Raw genomic sequence first — 17138 nt, 5'->3', positions numbered from 1 at the left:
CCGGGGATTATACGCTGTATGTCGACAAGAAATGAAGTGGAGTCTGAACCAGGGCAGTAGAAAGTTATATAAATTGTTAAATTTTACGACGCTCATTTTTATCAATCATAATTAACACCATGCCGGCCAGCTGAGATAACTCTTTTTCGGCGGGGGATTTTTCATTGCGACTCAACGATTCACTGCATATTTCCCAGTTACGGGTTGTTGTTCACCTGTGTGGGTTTCTGGTTCTTCTCTACAGCTTTTCTATGCTGCCACCGATGACCATCGCTTTGTTAAACAAAGAGCGGAGTTTGTTCGCTTTTTTCAGCACATTTATGACTTTCTTCACCCTCGGCGGCGGGGCGTGGCTAGCAACCAAACATGCGGGTATTCAACTGCGAACACGGGATGGTTTCGTTATTATCGTCCTGTTCTGGCTGTTGTTTTCGTTTATCAGCGCGATGCCGATGTGGATGGACGATGGCTTAAACCTCTCCTTTGCGGATGCCCTGTTTGAAGGGGTTTCCGGGATTACCACCACGGGCGCAACGGTAATTGGCGACGTCAGCGCCATGCCGAAGTCGTATCTCTACTATCGGGCTCAGCTCAATTTTATTGGTGGCCTGGGTGTTATTGTCCTCGCCGTGGCGGTATTACCGCTTTTGGGTATCGGCGGCATGAAGCTGTATCAGTCTGAAATGCCGGGCCCCTTTAAAGAAGAACGCCTCACGCCAAGACTTGCTGATACTGCACGTACGCTGTGGCTGACCTATGTCATTCTGGGTCTTATCTGTACCCTGGCCTACTGGGCTGCCGGGATGTCGTTCTTCGATGCCTTATGCCACGGGCTGTCGACGGTTTCTCTCGGCGGATTTTCCACTCGCAGTGAAAGCATCGGCTTCTATAACAGCCATGCGATCGAGCTGGTCGCTGGGGTGTTTTCCCTGCTGTCTGCGTTTAACTTCACCCTCTGGTACGTGGCTATCGTGAAACGTACCTTCAAACCCTTTCGTCGTAATGCCGAACTGCGTTTCTTTTTGCTTATTGCGTTGGTTGTCACTCTGATCGCCACCTGGCAAGTTTGGCGGGCAGGCATGTACGGATTAACGGACAGCCTGGTGCATGCTTTTTTTCTGGCCAGTTCGATGCTGACAGATAATGGCCTGTCGACGGCGGATTACGCGCAGTGGCCTTCGCACACGATCTTCATGCTGCTCAGCGCCAGTTTCTTCGGCGGTTGTGTGGGATCGACCTGCGGGGGGATTAAGGTGCTGCGTTTTTTGATTATGTTCAAGCAGTGCCGTCAGGAGTTACACCAGCTCGCGCATCCCCGTGCCCTGCTGAACATTAAAGTGGGCAATAGCGTGGTAAGCGACCGGGTGGTGCGTTCGGTATGGAGCTTTTTCTTTCTCTACGTTTTGTTCACCAGCTTTTTTATCTGGGCGCTCAATCTGATGGGCTACGATCTCTTCTCCTCTTTTGCCACCGTCGCCGCCTGCATCAACAATATGGGGCTAGGATTTGGCGTCACCGCCACAACATTTGGCACCTTAAATGAGGAAGCAAAGCTACTGATGTGCGCGGCTATGATCATGGGGCGTCTGGAGATTTACCCCATTCTGATCCTGTTCTCGCGCATGTTCTGGCGGGCATAACGGAAATCCCGGCGCATTACGGCGCCGGGTTCACCAACATCTGTCCGATTGAGCCACGATCTGCCATTTCCAGCGTCTGGCTATTAAAGTAGAACGGGAAATGGGCCCAGGAAGGCTGTCCGTAATAAACCAGTAATTCAACCTGGCCGTCAACCCAGACGGTATCTTTCCAGCCTCTGTCTTCCGGGAACGGCATCGCGCCATTCACATTACGGATCAGGAACGAGACGCCTTCAATATGGAAGGACTGGGGCATATCCGCCCGCACCGTCCAGCGCTCCCAGGAGCCCTGCTGAGCGGTAATATCCATACGATTGACGTCCCACAGCTGACCGTTGATGCCAGGGTCATCGTCCAGGCTGATATCACGGCTGCGAATCGGCGAACCGCTGAGGATTTCCGTTGGCAGCAGGCGCATTGGCAGGCTGTCAGTCACCAGCGGCAGAAGCCCCGTTGGACGCAGAGTCAGCACCAGCGTGGAGATGAGAATACTGGAAGGCTCAAAGAACCCGCGGATCCTGTCGACAATACTGGCTGCCTCGCCACAGGTGATAGAGACCTCATTACCGTTCGTCATATCCACCAGGATCTCACGACGCTCGCCAGGCGCAAGCGAAAGCTGCTTCACCGAAACGGGCGCAGGTAAAAAGCCCTGATCGCTGGAAATCACATGCAGCGCACGGCCATCGCTCATTTGCAGCTGGTAACGACGCGAGTTTGAAGCGTTCAGTAAACGCAAGCGCACCCAGCCGCGGGAGACTTCGACATACGGGCTTTGCGCCCCATTGACCAGCAACGTATCACCGACAAAGCCACCGCTGCCGGGCTCGCTGTATTCCGGCGTGCCAAAGTTGTCCAACCGCTTGTCCTGGATAATGACCGGAAAATCATCCACGCCATAGTGGTTGGGAATAGACAGTGATTTACTCACTTCATCTTCAACCAGCCACATCCCGGCAAGGCCGTTATAGACCTGCTGAGCAGTACGATTTGGCGTATTGGCGTGATACCACAACGTGGCGGCATTCTGGCGAATCGGTAGCACCGGCGCCCAGTCAGCATTCGGGGACATCATGCGCGCCGGGCCGCCCATCAGCGGGCCTGGTACCTGTAACCCGGCGACGGTCATCGAGACATTCTCAGTCAGACGGTTGCTGTAGATAAGCTTGACGTCATCCCCTTTCCAGACGCGAATTGTCGGTCCCAGGTAGCGGCCGTTAATTCCCCAGACAGGTGCGCGCGTGCCTTGTGTAAAGGACCAGTGCGCACGTTGCAGCGTCATAAATAGCGGCTGCCCCCGGCGGGATTCCAGCAGCGGAGGCACAGGTAACGGTTGTTGCTGACCGGCAGCATTAGCCTTCAGCGGAACAGCACCTGCACACAGTGCGATCCCCGATGCCTGAATGAACTGACGCCGACTGAATGACATATAAACTCCATAAAAAACTGGCTATTAACACGCAGGAAGTCATTTCCTGTAAAAAACCCGAATTGCGCGGATTAAACCTTACCGGCGGCTTCCCGCTCAGCAACTTCTTTATCGAGCTCTGCGATTTTTTGTTCCATCAACGTGCGGCAATGTGCTGCCAGTTCACGAACCTGATCTTTGCCAAAGTGGCTAATATCCACCGGCGGCAACATCTCGACAATCGCCAGACCATTATTGAGTCTGTTTAATTTTATCTTGTTCGAGGTTGTGGAAACGCACACCGGAATGACCGGGACACCAGCAGCAATCGCTGCATGGAACGCGCCGGTTTTAAACGGAAGCAGACCGCGACCGCGGCTACGCGTTCCTTCCGGGAACATCCAGATAGAAATGCGGCGTTTTTTGAAATGATTCACCACGGCAGCAATGGTGCTGTGCGCTTTTGCGCGGTTATTTCTGTCAATCAACAGGTTACCGGTTAACCAGTACAGCTGCCCGAAGAAAGGGATCCACAGCAGGCTTTTTTTACCCACCGTCACCGTCGGCGGTTGAACGATATTCGCAGCAGTAACCATGTCATAGTTGTTCTGATGGTTACAAATATAGATAGCATTACCATAGTTCTGCGCGTCTGCCGGCATGCGGCACTCGACCTTCAGACCATAAAGGGGAGCCAGGCGGCCAAACATATGACCGAACGTTGCAACGTGTTTTGGATTTCGCGGGCTGAACAGACAGTATATGCAACCGAAAATACAGACCAGAACGCAGTAAATAACAGTAATAATTAAACGAAAAATATATAGCATAACAACCTCTAAGGCCTAAGAGCCTGGCATTTTACGTCACCTGATTCATCACGCGGTATCAGGTTAGGGCTTTGTTAAGGGCGGCTCTCTGGAAAAGCGTATTGTTAATCGCAACGCACGAATAAACAACGGTTTCACGGGAATTTTTAACGTTGGCTCTCCCTGGGCTTTAACAGGGAGAGCCGGACGGTAGCGTTATTCTTCGCTGTCGCCGTGACTGGCGCGTCGAGGCGAGTCAATCTCAATGCTGTCGATACGCTGCAGACCACGCATTAGCGTGCCGCGACGGCCACGCTCGCCGGTCACTTTCTGCAACTCTTCGGGACGCAGTTTGATTTTGCGCTTACCGACGTGGATAGTCAGCGTGCTCTGCGGCGGCAGCACGTAAAGTTGCGCCAGACCATCCTCGCCTTTCGCCGCTTCCGCTGAAGGGATATTAATGATCTTGTTCCCTTTGCCTTTCGACAACTGCGGTAAATCGCTCACCGGGAACATCAACATGCGACCAGCCTGAGTAATCGCCAGCAGCATATCGGTTTCATCTTCAATCACCACCGGCTGCATGACGCGCGCATTCTCTGGCAGAGTAATCAATGCCTTACCTGCACGGTTACGTGCAACCAGGTCATTGAAGGTGCAGACAAAACCGTAGCCCGCATCCGATGCCATCAGCAGTTTCTGATCATCGCCTTCCATCAGCATGTGCTCAACCGTCGCGCCCGGCGGCAGAGTGAGCTTCCCGGTCAGCGGTTCACCCTGACCGCGCGCCGACGGCAGCGTAATCGGATCGATGGCATAGCTGCGGCCGGTCGAGTCCACGAACACCACCGGCTGATTGCTCTTACCCTTCACTGCCGACTTAAAGCTGTCGCCCGCTTTATAGCTTAATCCCGGCGCATCGATGTCGTGGCCTTTCGCGCTACGCACCCAGCCACTCTGGGACAACACAATAGTCACCGGCTCAGACGGCAGCATGTCGTGCTCGCTCATCGCCTTCGCTTCTTCGCGCTCCTGCAGCGGAGAACGACGATCGTCGCCATAGGCCTCAGCGTCAGCCTGCAGTTCTTTCTTCAGCAGGTTATTCATTTTACGTTCAGAAGCCAGAATGGCCTGCAACTGATCGCGCTCTTTCGCCAGTTCATCCTGCTCGCCGCGGATTTTCATCTCTTCGAGTTTGGCAAGATGGCGCAATTTCAGCTCAAGGATGGCTTCAGCCTGGGTTTCAGAAATACCAAACCGCGACATCAGCTCTGGCTTAGGTTCATCTTCATGACGAATAATTTCGATTACTTCGTCAATATTGAGGAACGCCACCAGCAAGCCTTCAAGGATGTGCAGGCGCTTGAGCACTTTTTCCAGACGATAATTCAGGCGGCGGCGCACGGTATCGCGGCGGAACGCCAGCCATTCGGTGAGGATCTCCAGCAGGTTTTTCACCGCCGGACGACCATCAAGACCGATCATGTTCAGGTTGATGCGGTAACTTTTTTCCAGATCGGTGGTGGCAAACAGGTGGTTCATCACCTGCTCCATATCCACGCGATTGGAGCGCGGGACAATCACCAGACGAGTCGGGTTTTCGTGATCCGATTCGTCGCGCAGGTCGTCTACCATCGGCAGCTTTTTATTGCGCATTTGAGCAGCGATCTGCTCCAGCACTTTTGCCCCGGAAACCTGATGCGGCAGCGCGGAAATCACCACCGCGCCGTCTTCTTTCGTCCATACCGCACGCATACGTACGGAGCCGCGTCCGTTTTCGTAAATCTTACGAATCTCCGCGCGCGAGGTAATGATCTCCGCTTCGGTCGGGTAATCCGGCCCCTGCACGATATCCAGCAACTGATCCAGCGTCGTTTTCGGCTGCTCAATCAGAGTAATCGCTGCTTTTGCCACTTCACGCAGGTTGTGCGGCGGAATGTCCGTTGCCATACCAACGGCAATACCGGTCGTACCGTTGAGCAGAATATTTGGCAGACGCGCAGGCAGCATCTTCGGCTCCTGCATGGTGCCATCGAAGTTCGGCACCCAGTCCGACGTGCCCTGACCGAGTTCACCCAGCAGGACTTCCGCATATTTAGACAGGCGGGATTCGGTATAACGCATCGCCGCGAAGGATTTCGGATCGTCCGGCGCCCCCCAGTTCCCCTGCCCGTCAACCAGCGGATAACGGTAAGAGAACGGCTGCGCCATCAGCACCATCGCTTCATAGCAGGCGCTGTCGCCGTGCGGATGGTATTTACCCAGCACGTCACCGACGGTACGGGCGGATTTTTTAAATTTGGCGCTGGCATTCAGCCCCAGTTCGGACATCGCGTACACGATGCGACGCTGAACGGGTTTCAAACCATCGCCAATAAACGGCAACGCCCTATCCATGATGACGTACATGGAATAGTTCAGATAGGCGTTTTCCGTGAATTCATGCAGCGCCAGGCGCTCTGCCATATCGCTCATTAATCGTGGTTCCTCAACTTTGTACCCCTCTATTGAAGGGCAATATTGCCGCAGATACTACCCTATCTGGCGTGTTGAGTCACAAAGAAAAGGGCCGCGAATGCGGCCCTGATGGGGATTACTTAGCAACTTTGGTAATCTGTTTCACGTCGATTTCAACGGAGTTCCAGTCTTTATCCACTTCCCCCTGGATTTCAACCACATCCTGCGGTGTGACGGTTACGCCGTTCCAGCGCTTGTGGTCGATATCCACATTCACTGTGCCGGTCGCATCTTTAAACACATACAGGTCGTCGGAAATACGCTCAACGATGTTCCCGCGCAGGGTAACCCAGGTGTCATCACGCAGTGATTTGGCGCTTTCTACTGTCGTGCTACTACCGTTCGGGCCGACAAATCCGCCGTTTTGGCTCTGCGTAGTGGTTGTCGTTGGCCCAGAGAAGCCGCCCTGCTGAGCTGCCAGAACAGGTGCGGAACACAGTGCCATTACGGCAACCATTGCAGCTAATTTTTTCATCGTCATGTCTCCCTTTCATGTTGGTTTACGACTATTAAATAAGTTAATCCTTAACAAGTTCTTAAGGCAAAAAAAGATACTTTTTTTACTGTACAGAGACTGTAGCCACAGGTTTACTGACTGCAAATGAGTTATCGCAGGGAAGAACATATGCGTATTTTACTGATCGAAGATGACACGTTGATTGGCGATGGCCTGAAAACAGGTCTGAGTAAAATGGGTTTCAGCATTGACTGGTTTACCGAAGGCCGCCAGGGGAAAGAAGCACTCTACAGCGCACCTTATGATGCGGTAATCCTCGACCTGACACTGCCAGGCATAGACGGACGGGACATTTTGCGCGAATGGCGAGCTAACGGGAAGCAGGAGCCGGTACTGATTCTGACCGCTCGCGACGCGCTGGCGGAACGCGTTGAAGGCCTGCGCCTGGGCGCAGATGACTATCTGTGTAAACCCTTTGCGCTAATCGAAGTTGCTGCCAGACTGGAGGCGCTGGTGCGTCGTGCCAGCGGCCAGGCCAGCAACACATTGCGCCATGGCCAGGTAACGCTCGATCCTGGCGCGTTGGTCGCCACGGCGGCGGGTGAACCTTTGTCACTCAAACCTAAAGAGTTCGCGCTGCTGGAACTGCTGATGCGCAACAAAGGTCGCGTCCTGCCCCGCAAACTGATTGAAGAAAAACTGTATACCTGGGACGAAAATGTCTCCAGCAATGCGGTTGAGGTCCACGTTCATCACTTACGCCGTAAGCTCGGCAGCGACTTTATCCGTACCGTGCATGGCATTGGCTACACCCTGGGTGACGCATGAAACTCACACAACGCCTCAGCCTGCGCGTCAGGCTAACGCTTATTTTTCTGATTCTGGCATCAGCCACCTGGGCCGTATCCAGTTTTGTGGCCTGGAGGCAGACTACCGATAATGTCGATGAGCTGTTTGATACCCAACTGATGCTGTTCGCCAAGCGGCTTAGCACGCTGGATATCAGCGATGTCACCACCTCAAGCAATATGGCCCGCACGCCAAAGAAACTGAAGCATGGCCATATTGATGACGACGCACTGGCGTTTGCCATCTACTCCACCGACGGCAAAATGGTGCTACACGATGGCGATAATGGCCAGGATATTCCCTACAGCTACAGCCGGGAAGGGTTTAGCGACGGCCAACTCAGGGGCGACAGCGATTCCTGGCGCTTCCTGTGGCTGAATTCCGCTGATGGGAAATATCGCATTGTGGTGGGCCAGGAGTGGGAATATCGGGAGGATATGGCGCTGTCGATCCTTACTGCACAATTAACCCCGTGGCTGGTTGCGCTGCCGCTGATGTTGCTGATCCTGGTGGTCATGCTGAGTCGCGAACTCAGGCCGCTAAAAAAACTGGCGCAAGCTCTGCGCTGGCGCGCCCCGGAATCAGAAGAGCCGCTCGACCCGAAAGGTGTGCCAAGCGAAGTGCGCCCGCTGGTTGAATCGCTAAATCAGCTGTTTATCCGCATCCACTCAATGATGGTGCGTGAACGCCGCTTCACTTCTGATGCCGCCCATGAGCTGCGCAGTCCGTTGACCGCGCTGAAGGTGCAAACCGAAGTGGTGCAACTGTCAGACGACGACCCGCAAACGCGGGAAAAAGCGCTGGCGCAGCTACATGCGGGAATTGAACGCGCCACCCGACTGGTCGATCAGCTCCTGACGCTTTCGCGCCTCGACTCCCTCGATAATCTTCAGGATGTGGCGGAAGTTTCATTGGAGGAGCTACTGCAATCCGCGGTGATGGATATCTACCACCCGGCCCAGCAGGCGCACATTGACGTACGTTTGCAGATTAACGCACACAATATTATGCGCACAGGACAGCCGCTGTTGCTGAGCCTGATGGTACGAAATCTGCTGGATAATGCCATTCGCTACAGTCCACAGGGGAGCATTGTGGAAGTGACGCTCAACGCCCGCAATTTCAGCGTCAAAGATAATGGTCCTGGCGTTGCGCCGGAGGTACTTACACACATCGGTGAACGTTTTTATCGTCCACCGGGACAAAGCGTGACCGGCAGCGGTCTCGGCCTGTCAATTGTCCGCCGTATCGCAACACTGCATGGAATGTCAGCCTCGTTTGGCAACGCACCGGAAGGCGGGTTTGAAGCTAAGATCAGTTGGTAGACCAGACTTAGTGGCAATTTAAATAACGCCCCCAAAAAAGCCACCAGCCGAAGAAAAGGCAGGTGGCTATCGCGAGACAAGATAACCAGAAATCAAACATTCTTCGGACATAGAGTTTTCTGATGAGGATAATGATAAGCGGTGTAAGCAAAAAAAAGGCTGCAACGGCAGCCTGCAAACTGCGGTTATCGTTTGACACGACAGGTATACTACAAATTGAGTCATCCAGTTCAAGCATCCAACTGTATTTATTGAAGGCAAAAAATGTGTCGGTTAACCAATATGCAAGGACTATGTATATAAACACTTCAAGTATGGATATTATTTTTTCTTTTAACATATATAATTACTCTCTAAGTAATGTTCTGATATGTTCTCTTATTTCCAGCAATCTCATACCATAGGATATATAGTTATAGTCTTCTGTACCTCGTTTGGGTAGATTTCTTATTAATCGGATGAAATCGTCTAAACGCCTTTGAACTCCCCGATTATACCTCACACCTGCCATTATGTATTGCTCATCGGTCATATAAAGTGTTGCTACATCAGGATAATCATAGAGAATAAGATCTCTCAAATAATTTGCTGTAACACGCAAGTTAAAATCATCCTCCATGAGACAAGTTGCTAACTCCAACTGATCCCTGGTAGTCAGTTCCGAAGGATCAAGACCAAATGTAACAGCCGCAACGCGTATCTGTGCTGCTACCGAACCAAATGATGTTTTATCTATAGGCTTATTCGCCAACCCGATCATTCTTTTAGCTTCAAAAACTTGAAATTTAAAATTTTCAGGCATTCCTCCTGATTCAATCCATGCTACTGCACCAAGCAGGTCAGAGCGTATCCCCGCAGCATTAGCATGATTAATGATTTTATCTCTGTTGTATTGTACATATGCATCTTTATAGGCATTCAAATAAAAAACTCCTGAACGACCACGCGCATCATTTCTACCCAACGTCCAAAATAAAACATCAATTTCATCCCATTTCCGAAATTTTGTCTGTGGGATAGTACAGAAACGGTTTTTCAACACAAAATCAGTTTTCATTGTCAAAAAATCCTTTCATCCCATAAGCTATATGATTCAGTACCGGCAATAAGATGTTTCCATGTAATATTTTTATAACTCAGCATAACAATTTCCTCTGGTTGATTACCAACATGAGTTAGCACATGAGGATAGCAGGATGAGATGTTAGACAAATAAACTTCCTGTAACTCAATAGAGTAAAATCTTTCAATACCACCACCGGAGGCGGTTCTATAAAAGTCAAATACAACCGATAATTTTTCATTTTCAGATATCGCAGCACTTAACAAGGGTGATGACTTATCTATCGGTTTATAAAATTTCACAGGATGATGTAAAACATTATGCTCTCGACTAATAGAATGATCGAATTGCAGGACAAAAATTTCATCAGTGTGATTTATTTGGTATTTATTACCAATAGAAGCAGATGTTCCACAACCAGCAGAAATCATGCCCTGCTTTTCACCGGTAACAGTCGCATATATAATATTGGCCATTGTTATCCCTCAGTATATTGATGTTTTTGGAAAACTAGCCACAGCATTTTATTCCTTCACTAGGATAAAAAATCTCTTCCCCTATCAGTTACACACATTTCAGAATTCATTTAGCCTTATACTCAGCTAATCACTCTTGGCTCGCAAAAAATTATTGCTATAAACGCAAAAGACTTTGCACATTTTGCTAATTTCACCGCACCGCTGGTGGGGGTAAAATCGTCCTCAAACGTATTTCCTTGAGGACACAAAATGAGCAACATTCTGATTATCAACGGGGCGAAAAAATTCGGCCATTCTAATGGCCAACTGAATGACACCCTGACCGAGGTCGCGGACGGTATCCTGCGCGACCTCGGGCATGATGTTAAAGTCGTACGCGCGGACAGCGATTATGATGTAAAAACAGAAGTGCAGAATTTCGTCTGGGCCGATGCGGTTATCTGGCAGATGCCAGGCTGGTGGATGGGCGCACCGTGGACCGTGAAAAAATACATCGATGACGTGTTTACCGAAGGTCACGGCACGCTGTACGCCAGCGATGGCCGCACACGTTCAGATGCCTCTAAAAAATATGGCTCCGGCGGGCTGATTCAGGGCAAAAAATACATGCTGTCCCTGACCTGGAACGCACCGATGGAAGCCTTCACTGAAAAAGACCAGTTATTCCATGGCGTTGGTGTTGATGGCGTCTATCTCCCGTTCCATAAAGCAAACCAGTTCCTGGGAATGGAAGCGCTGCCGACCTTTATCACCAATGACGTGATTAAAATGCCGGACGTCCCGCGTTATATCGCAGAATATCGCAAGCATCTGACCGAAATTTTTGGTTAACTGGTAACCTGGAATTAGAAGGAGTTAACCATGCTTACCGTTATTGCAGAAATCCGTACACGTCCAGGTCAACATCACCGCCAGGCGGTACTGGATCAGTTTGCTAAAATCGTTCCGACCGTACTGAAAGAAGAAGGCTGCCACGGCTATGCGCCGATGGTGGATCATGCCGCAGGTGTGAGTTTTCAGACCACAGCGCCAGATTCAATCGTGATGGTTGAGCAGTGGGAAAGCATCGCGCATCTTGAAGCGCATTTGCAGACCCCGCATATGAAAGCCTACAGCGAAGCCGTGAAAGGTGACGTGCTGGACATGAATATTCGAATTCTGGAGTCGGGTATTTAAGGTTGTCGATTTGCCGGATGAGGCGTTTTAGGCCACCATCCGGCATTCAACCGCAGCGCCACCGGGCACTCCTTACCAGTAGAGCTTCCAGCTCTGAGTGAAGCGCATTAACGCTTCAACGTAGAAATAATCCCCCCAACTTGCACACTCATCGACCCCTTTGTTGCTCGACAGGTGATACACCGAGTGTTTCAGTAGCCCGTTCCCCTGTTCATCTTTACCCATCAGATAATGCCTGGTCAGCGAAGACATGATCCCCATCGCCCACTGCTGGTAGCACTCGCGATCCGGATCGGTCACCGGCAGATGTTTAATCAGCTCCAGCAGACCACAGACGGCAATCGCCGCCGAAGATGAATCGCGCAGCGCATCGGTTCCGACTAATGCCAGATCCCAGTGGCAAACGGCATCTTCCGGCAGGCGATTAAGAAAGTAGTTGGCCAGCTTTTTCGACAGCTGCACCATTTGTGTATCGCCAGTGTAAATATAGCTCAGCAGAAAACCATAAATCCCCCATGCCTGCCCACGCGACCAGCAAGAATCATCAGCATAGCCCTGCTGCGTATTACCGTAACGCGGTGCTCCGGTTTGCACGTCCATATAGTAGGTGTGGAAGGTCGACGCATCCTGGCGGATCAGATATTTGGCTGCCTGCGCAACGTGGGCCTTCGCCGCATTCGCAAAACGCGGATCGCCCGTTTGCTCGCTAGCCCAGTACAGCAGCGGCAGATTCATATTGCAGTCAATGATCATCCGTCCGGCCTGATCGGGATCGCGAAGATCGCCCCACGCCTGGATGATCTGCGCCTTTTCATGAAAACGCTCCAACAGCGCTTCTGCCGCCATCAGGGAAAAACCTCGAGCATCGCGATTGCCGGTCAATCGCCAGGCCGCCACACAGGAAAGCGTGTAGAGGAATCCCAGGTCGTGGGTGTTGGTATCGTGGCGTCCGGCAATACGCATGCCAAACGAACGCACATGCTTCTCCGCCATCTCACGAAATTTGCTCTCACCACTCATTTCCCACGCCAGCCATAACTGCCCGGTCCAGAAGCTGGTCGTCCATTCCACATTCTCTGTCAGTGGGTAATAACCTTGCACACAGGTTTCGGCAGGAAATTGTTCACCGAATTCCGTTAAATGACGGCTAATCAATTCGAGGACATCTTCTCGGGCGCAACTTATTTGATCCTGAAAACTGCCGGGATTAACCGGACTGCCAGGAAATACGCGCAACGATTCCTCAACGATATGATTTAACATATTTCGGTTCCTTATGACGTAAATTATTTTGCAGGGGTATTTTCAGCAATATCGAGAGCGATATTTTTGCCACGTTTGCTCTGACAGGCTGATAAAGTAAATGCCGATATCAATGTAAAGGTCAGCGCCACAATGCCCATAATGATATATGTCTTCTCAAAGCCTATCCGGTCGTACATTAATCCGGCAGGAGAGGAAACCACCACGTTACCGACATACAGCATCGCCTGATAACCCAGTAAATACATGGTCGCATTGACACGTTTATCAAAATGCTCGGCAATATATTTGAAGACGGAAACCAGTAATAAACAGATCTCCAGACCGTATAGCGGCTTCAGCACAGAAATTAATAAATGAGAGTCACATAGCCCAGATATCACCAATCGCGCGCCCACCAGCGCCCCAACAATCAGCAGACCACGCTTCGCGCCAATATAATTGACGAATAGCGGAATGACCATGTACATGACAAATTCCATTCCCGACTGCACGGTGCCCAGATAACCAAAGACGGCGTTCCCTTCATGTACATCGGCAAAGAAAGTGACGAAGTAGCGGGAGAACTGCTGCTCCGCGATAAACATCATCCACGCCACGCCCGCAACGTACAGGCAGAATGCCCAAAATTTGCGATTACGCAGCAGGGCGTAAACATCCGTCGGGGAGATTTTCTCTTTAGTTATCACCTCCGAGGCGTTGGCCGCATTGACATTGACTTTCAGACTCACCAGAACAACCAGCATCACCACTGACGTCAGGCTGCCGAGCATAAAGTTATAGGCCGGTGAGAGGTTAAACAGCAGGCCAGAGAACGATGACGCCACCGCCCAGCCAAGCGACCCCCACATACGGATCTGCCCAAACTCCATGCCGTTCAGACGGCTGTAGCGGTCAGAATAAGATTCACAGGCCGCCACCCCGGCATACCACGCAAAGCTCAAGTAAATCGCGCCAACTATAATACCCAGCATGGTATTGGAGAGTAATAATGGCTGATAGACATAAATAAAAAACGGTGCCATTAACGCTGACATCACTACGACGAAATAGAGCAGATATTTGCTCATACCTATTTTATCGAGGATATAACCATAAATAGGCTTCAGAATAACCGAGAAAATACCATTCACAGCAAATACGGTGCCAATCACTGTACCGCTCAACTGCGCTTTTTGCCCCAACCAGATAGCCAACAAACCAATACTTGCGGACCAGGTAAAGAAATAAAGGAATATAAAACTGCTTATTTTATAATATTCAGTCCGATTTCCCGTTGAATTATTTTTCATACCACCCTCGCTATAAAAAGAACGACAACTGGCGTGCACTTTCAGGTTGCTGAATAACAACTTGGTTATTGTTGATAGATAGCTGCGGAACGGCGGAGTACTGTCTTTGCTGCCCGCTGGCACTCACGGCGCAGCAAAGCCAGCTTTCGCCCTGCGGGATTTCGCTGGTCAACACAGGAATCGACGCACATTCAGGGAACATGATGCTACTGTTCGGCGGCGTGACCACGCTGTCTGGCTGGCGAACTATGGACGGCGACAGATCAACGATAACGCTGGTTCCGTTGCATGCCGCAAGGAGGCATCCACGCTCACATAACCGGGGCTCGGCTTTCATCACCGCAAATCCCCCTTCCACCGTTTGCAGCGTTCGCGCACTGTTAATACGGTGCAGGCGAAGATGCCATTCGCCAAACGGGACAAGCCAGGTCTCAATCATTACGTCATGCCAGGGAGACCAGCGGGACCAGATAAAATTCTCATCGACCCGAACCTCGTCGCACTGACGACGGCCACGATAGTAGCCATCGCCGTCCGCCAACAGCAGCATAGAGTCACAGGCCGCATGTTTGATGCCGTAACGGCCGCGCTCAATGGTGAAACCAAAGCGGCTGGAGTAGGCAAATTTGGTGTATTTGGCTTCGGTATTAACGTAGTTGTTCAGTTCAAGCTGGCCTGAGGTCAACATCATGACATGCTCAGAATGCTCACTATGCTGCAGGATCTGCGCAGCATGGGGGATAACGCGTTTTTCAACGAGTTGCGGTAGCGCCAGCTCTTCAGCCTGCCAGAATGGATGATCCTCCGGCAGTGCAAGAATCAAAAAAACCTTCAATGCCCAATAAGGCGATCCCGGCGAGTTGTAGTCTTCACACATCGCCAGATTCGGGTAGGCAAACCCCAGCGTCAGAATGCCATCACGATCGAAAATCGGCTGCTTCTGCCACCAGCGCAAATGACGCAGGATCACCCCTTTGATTATGCCTGGCGAAAGAACATCCAGTTCGGCAAACGCCACCGCGCTCCAGAAGGCAACCATGGCAAAGCGGTAGGTCAGGCTGCGGCCAAACGGCACCGATGCGCCGTCAGCGGCGGACAGGTAAATAAAATCTTCGGCAAACAAGCGCGAACGTTCACGCAGAACGACAGCGCGTTCGGTGTCATCCGGGCTGAGGGTGGCATACAACAGACCGTAGAAGTGAAAAGCCATTGAGATGTAGTAATCTTTCGGTCGACCGGGACCATCGGAATACCAACCGTCACCAAGATAGTAGGCTTCTATCAGCTCAAAGCGGCGATCGATAGCTGCCTGATCGTAAGGCAGACCTGCACGCTTGAAACCAAGCTGAACGATAATCGCAAAGTAGTTCCAGTTGCTGTCCGGCATTTGCGAGTCGGTTATCTGATTCAGCCAGCGGTGCAGATTCTCGCGTTCGCTCAGGGAGAAATGCTCCGTTAATTGCGTCTGTAACAATGCCAGACCCAGGCCATAAGCAGCCATCTCAACCAGACGCTGATCGTAAGGACCGGTGTCTCCCCAGTAATGTGGGCTTTGTGGGTCAGTACCGAGTTTTATCGCCTGAATGTACTTTTCGGCAAACGGCACTTTAGCCCCGCCTGCCATCAGAGGAAATAGCCCCCACAACGCCCGGGAAAGCCCTTCCATACAGGCAATATCCGCGCTGTAGTGAGCACAGGTATTGCCAAGAGAAAACTGAGCCTGTCCCGCCGGAAACTGCCGATCCAGCGCACGTAAAATGGCGTTAACCGCACACGTTACGTCTTCGCGTGATGACAATGGATTTGATTTTTCTTCAGTTGCTGACCACATAATCTGCCCCTCTGAATTAAGTGGCTAAAGAATAGTGAATCGCAGAGCAGCAGAAATGTTACGTCAATCACAGCACCAGAATTAAAGTAAAACAGTGATTGAGAAAATTTAAAAATAGGGTTTATAAATTACCATTCGGCGGCAAAAATTTAAATTTATTGCACTATGACTTTATCCTCACCGCAAGAACGTCTGGAGCTGATCGCCCTCAATGATGCGGTTGCATCGTTCAGCCGTTTATTCGCCAATACGGTGCGTTATCACCACTGGCATCAGTGTCTGGAAGTACTGTATGTGGAAGAAGGCTTTGGCGTGGTTACGGTTGACCATAAGCAATACACCATGCGACCGGGACGAATGTTCTTTTTCCCGCCGTTTACCCTACACAAGATCTGGGTCGATGAGCAGGCGCGGGATGGTTATCGACGTACCATTATTCATCTCGATCAACATGCGGTACTGAAGGTGTTGCGCGACTTGCCGCATACTCAACAGCATCTGCAAAATCTGAGCATTCGCGGCAGTGAAGCATGGGTCGTCGACGCGGCGGATGTTCATCCACATGTTGATTTTCTCTTCAGCCGTTATGAAAAAATGGCCGCTCAAAAACCGCTGAGCACTGAGCAGGTTGCCTGTCTGTTAGTCAATTTATTCAGCCTGTTACCCGACGATAATGGCAATATGCCGGAAATTAGCAGCGGAATTGCCAGTCAGGTGATGTTCTGGCTGGATGAACATTACACTCACAAATTTAGTCTGGCAGCGCTGGCGCAGGAACTGAATAAATCAAAAAGCTATGTATCCCGCCGCTTCCAGATGGAAACGGGCGAGAGCATTCTCGACTATCTCAATACGCTGCGGTTACGCAAAGCCTGTGAAGCGCTGTTACACAGTGAAATCAGCGTGCGGGAGATTGCTCAAAAGGTGGGATTTTCAGAGGTAACATACTTCATCAGCGCCTTCGGTAAAGGCATTGGCGAGACGCCGTTGCAGTATCGCAAGCGGCATAAGCTGTAACGCCTGATGGCG

16 protein-coding genes are annotated in these 17138 nt (G+C 51.1%); 6 read left to right on the top strand and 10 right to left on the bottom strand.

What is annotated here, in order from left to right:
• Positions 1 to 164: 164 nt before the first annotated feature.
• Entirely contained in the window at positions 165 to 1640 is a 1476-nt protein-coding gene (locus GUC46_RS03485) for a TrkH family potassium uptake protein (protein ID WP_016150983.1), read from the top strand.
• A 16-nt stretch (positions 1641 to 1656) separates the two neighbouring features.
• Here GUC46_RS03485 and ftsP read toward each other — a convergent pair whose 3' ends face one another.
• The 4 genes from ftsP to GUC46_RS03465 all read right to left on the bottom strand — a co-directional run bounded on the left by ftsP (position 1657) and on the right by GUC46_RS03465 (position 6849).
• The gene (gene ftsP, locus GUC46_RS03480; RefSeq protein ID WP_003024538.1) at positions 1657 to 3069 is read right to left on the bottom strand and encodes a cell division protein FtsP; all 1413 of its coding nucleotides are present in this window, start codon (positions 3067 to 3069) and stop codon (positions 1657 to 1659) included.
• A gap of 71 nt (positions 3070 to 3140) precedes the next feature.
• Positions 3141 to 3878, bottom strand: coding sequence for a 1-acylglycerol-3-phosphate O-acyltransferase (gene plsC / locus GUC46_RS03475; RefSeq protein WP_003024540.1), 738 nt, complete (start codon positions 3876 to 3878; stop codon positions 3141 to 3143).
• Positions 3879 to 4073: 195 nt separating this feature from the next.
• Positions 4074 to 6332 (bottom strand): DNA topoisomerase IV subunit A, encoded by a 2259-nt coding sequence (gene parC / locus GUC46_RS03470; RefSeq protein ID WP_003024543.1) that lies wholly within the window; start codon positions 6330 to 6332, stop codon positions 4074 to 4076.
• A 118-nt stretch (positions 6333 to 6450) separates the two neighbouring features.
• Positions 6451 to 6849: a YgiW/YdeI family stress tolerance OB fold protein gene (locus GUC46_RS03465; RefSeq protein ID WP_003024544.1), complete on the bottom strand. Its 399-nt coding sequence runs from the start codon at positions 6847 to 6849 to the stop codon at positions 6451 to 6453.
• Positions 6850 to 6999: 150 nt separating this feature from the next.
• Between GUC46_RS03465 and qseB the strand changes: the two genes are divergently transcribed.
• Both qseB and qseC read left to right on the top strand, forming a co-directional pair.
• Positions 7000 to 7659, top strand: a complete 660-nt coding sequence (gene qseB / locus GUC46_RS03460) for a quorum sensing response regulator transcription factor QseB (protein WP_003024547.1) — start codon at positions 7000 to 7002, stop codon at positions 7657 to 7659.
• Positions 7656 to 9005 (top strand): quorum sensing histidine kinase QseC, encoded by a 1350-nt coding sequence (qseC, locus tag GUC46_RS03455; RefSeq protein ID WP_160179748.1) that lies wholly within the window; start codon positions 7656 to 7658, stop codon positions 9003 to 9005. The genes qseB and qseC overlap by 4 nt, the downstream gene beginning before the upstream one ends.
• A 7-nt stretch (positions 9006 to 9012) precedes the next feature.
• Here the strand turns inward: qseC and GUC46_RS03450 are convergent, their stop codons facing one another.
• The 3 genes from GUC46_RS03450 to GUC46_RS23980 are packed head-to-tail and all read right to left on the bottom strand — an operon-like array spanning position 9013 to position 10544.
• Positions 9013 to 9345, bottom strand: coding sequence for a DUF2645 family protein (locus GUC46_RS03450; protein WP_044713727.1), 333 nt, complete (start codon positions 9343 to 9345; stop codon positions 9013 to 9015).
• Between the two features lie 6 nt (positions 9346 to 9351).
• Positions 9352 to 10062, bottom strand: a complete 711-nt coding sequence (locus GUC46_RS23985; RefSeq protein WP_226807688.1) for a hypothetical protein — start codon at positions 10060 to 10062, stop codon at positions 9352 to 9354.
• A gap of 2 nt (positions 10063 to 10064) precedes the next feature.
• Positions 10065 to 10544, bottom strand: coding sequence for an Hcp family type VI secretion system effector (locus GUC46_RS23980; protein WP_049002562.1), 480 nt, complete (start codon positions 10542 to 10544; stop codon positions 10065 to 10067).
• A 252-nt stretch (positions 10545 to 10796) separates the two neighbouring features.
• On the opposite strand from GUC46_RS23980, the gene GUC46_RS03440 reads away from it, so the two are divergent.
• Positions 10797 to 11378, top strand: coding sequence for an NAD(P)H-dependent oxidoreductase (locus GUC46_RS03440; protein WP_160179746.1), 582 nt, complete (start codon positions 10797 to 10799; stop codon positions 11376 to 11378).
• 30 nt (positions 11379 to 11408) lie between these two features.
• The gene (locus GUC46_RS03435) at positions 11409 to 11723 is read left to right on the top strand and encodes a putative quinol monooxygenase (protein WP_003024557.1); all 315 of its coding nucleotides are present in this window, start codon (positions 11409 to 11411) and stop codon (positions 11721 to 11723) included.
• Positions 11724 to 11795: 72 nt separating this feature from the next.
• On the opposite strand, the gene GUC46_RS03430 is transcribed toward GUC46_RS03435, so the two are convergent.
• From GUC46_RS03430 to GUC46_RS03420, 3 genes are read right to left on the bottom strand one after another with little or no spacing between them, the layout of a single operon-like run.
• Complete coding sequence (locus GUC46_RS03430) at positions 11796 to 12986, bottom strand: glycoside hydrolase family 88 protein (protein WP_003838151.1); 1191 nt, start codon at positions 12984 to 12986, stop codon at positions 11796 to 11798.
• 23 nt (positions 12987 to 13009) lie between these two features.
• Positions 13010 to 14278, bottom strand: coding sequence for an oligosaccharide MFS transporter (locus GUC46_RS03425; protein ID WP_048232794.1), 1269 nt, complete (start codon positions 14276 to 14278; stop codon positions 13010 to 13012).
• A 10-nt stretch (positions 14279 to 14288) separates the two neighbouring features.
• Positions 14289 to 16109, bottom strand: coding sequence for a DUF2264 domain-containing protein (locus GUC46_RS03420; protein WP_138827941.1), 1821 nt, complete (start codon positions 16107 to 16109; stop codon positions 14289 to 14291).
• A 165-nt stretch (positions 16110 to 16274) separates the two neighbouring features.
• On the opposite strand from GUC46_RS03420, the gene GUC46_RS03415 reads away from it, so the two are divergent.
• A complete protein-coding gene (locus tag GUC46_RS03415) occupies positions 16275 to 17126 on the top strand; it encodes an AraC family transcriptional regulator (protein ID WP_049002558.1) in 852 nt (283 codons plus the stop codon).
• Positions 17127 to 17138 lie beyond the last annotated feature (12 nt).

Source organism: Citrobacter sp. LUTT5 (assembly GCF_009905315.1).
Taxonomy (GTDB): Bacteria; Pseudomonadota; Gammaproteobacteria; order Enterobacterales; family Enterobacteriaceae; genus Citrobacter; species Citrobacter freundii.
The sequence above is the reverse complement of the archived record's forward strand: the minus strand, read 5'-3'. Positions and strand labels throughout refer to the sequence as shown.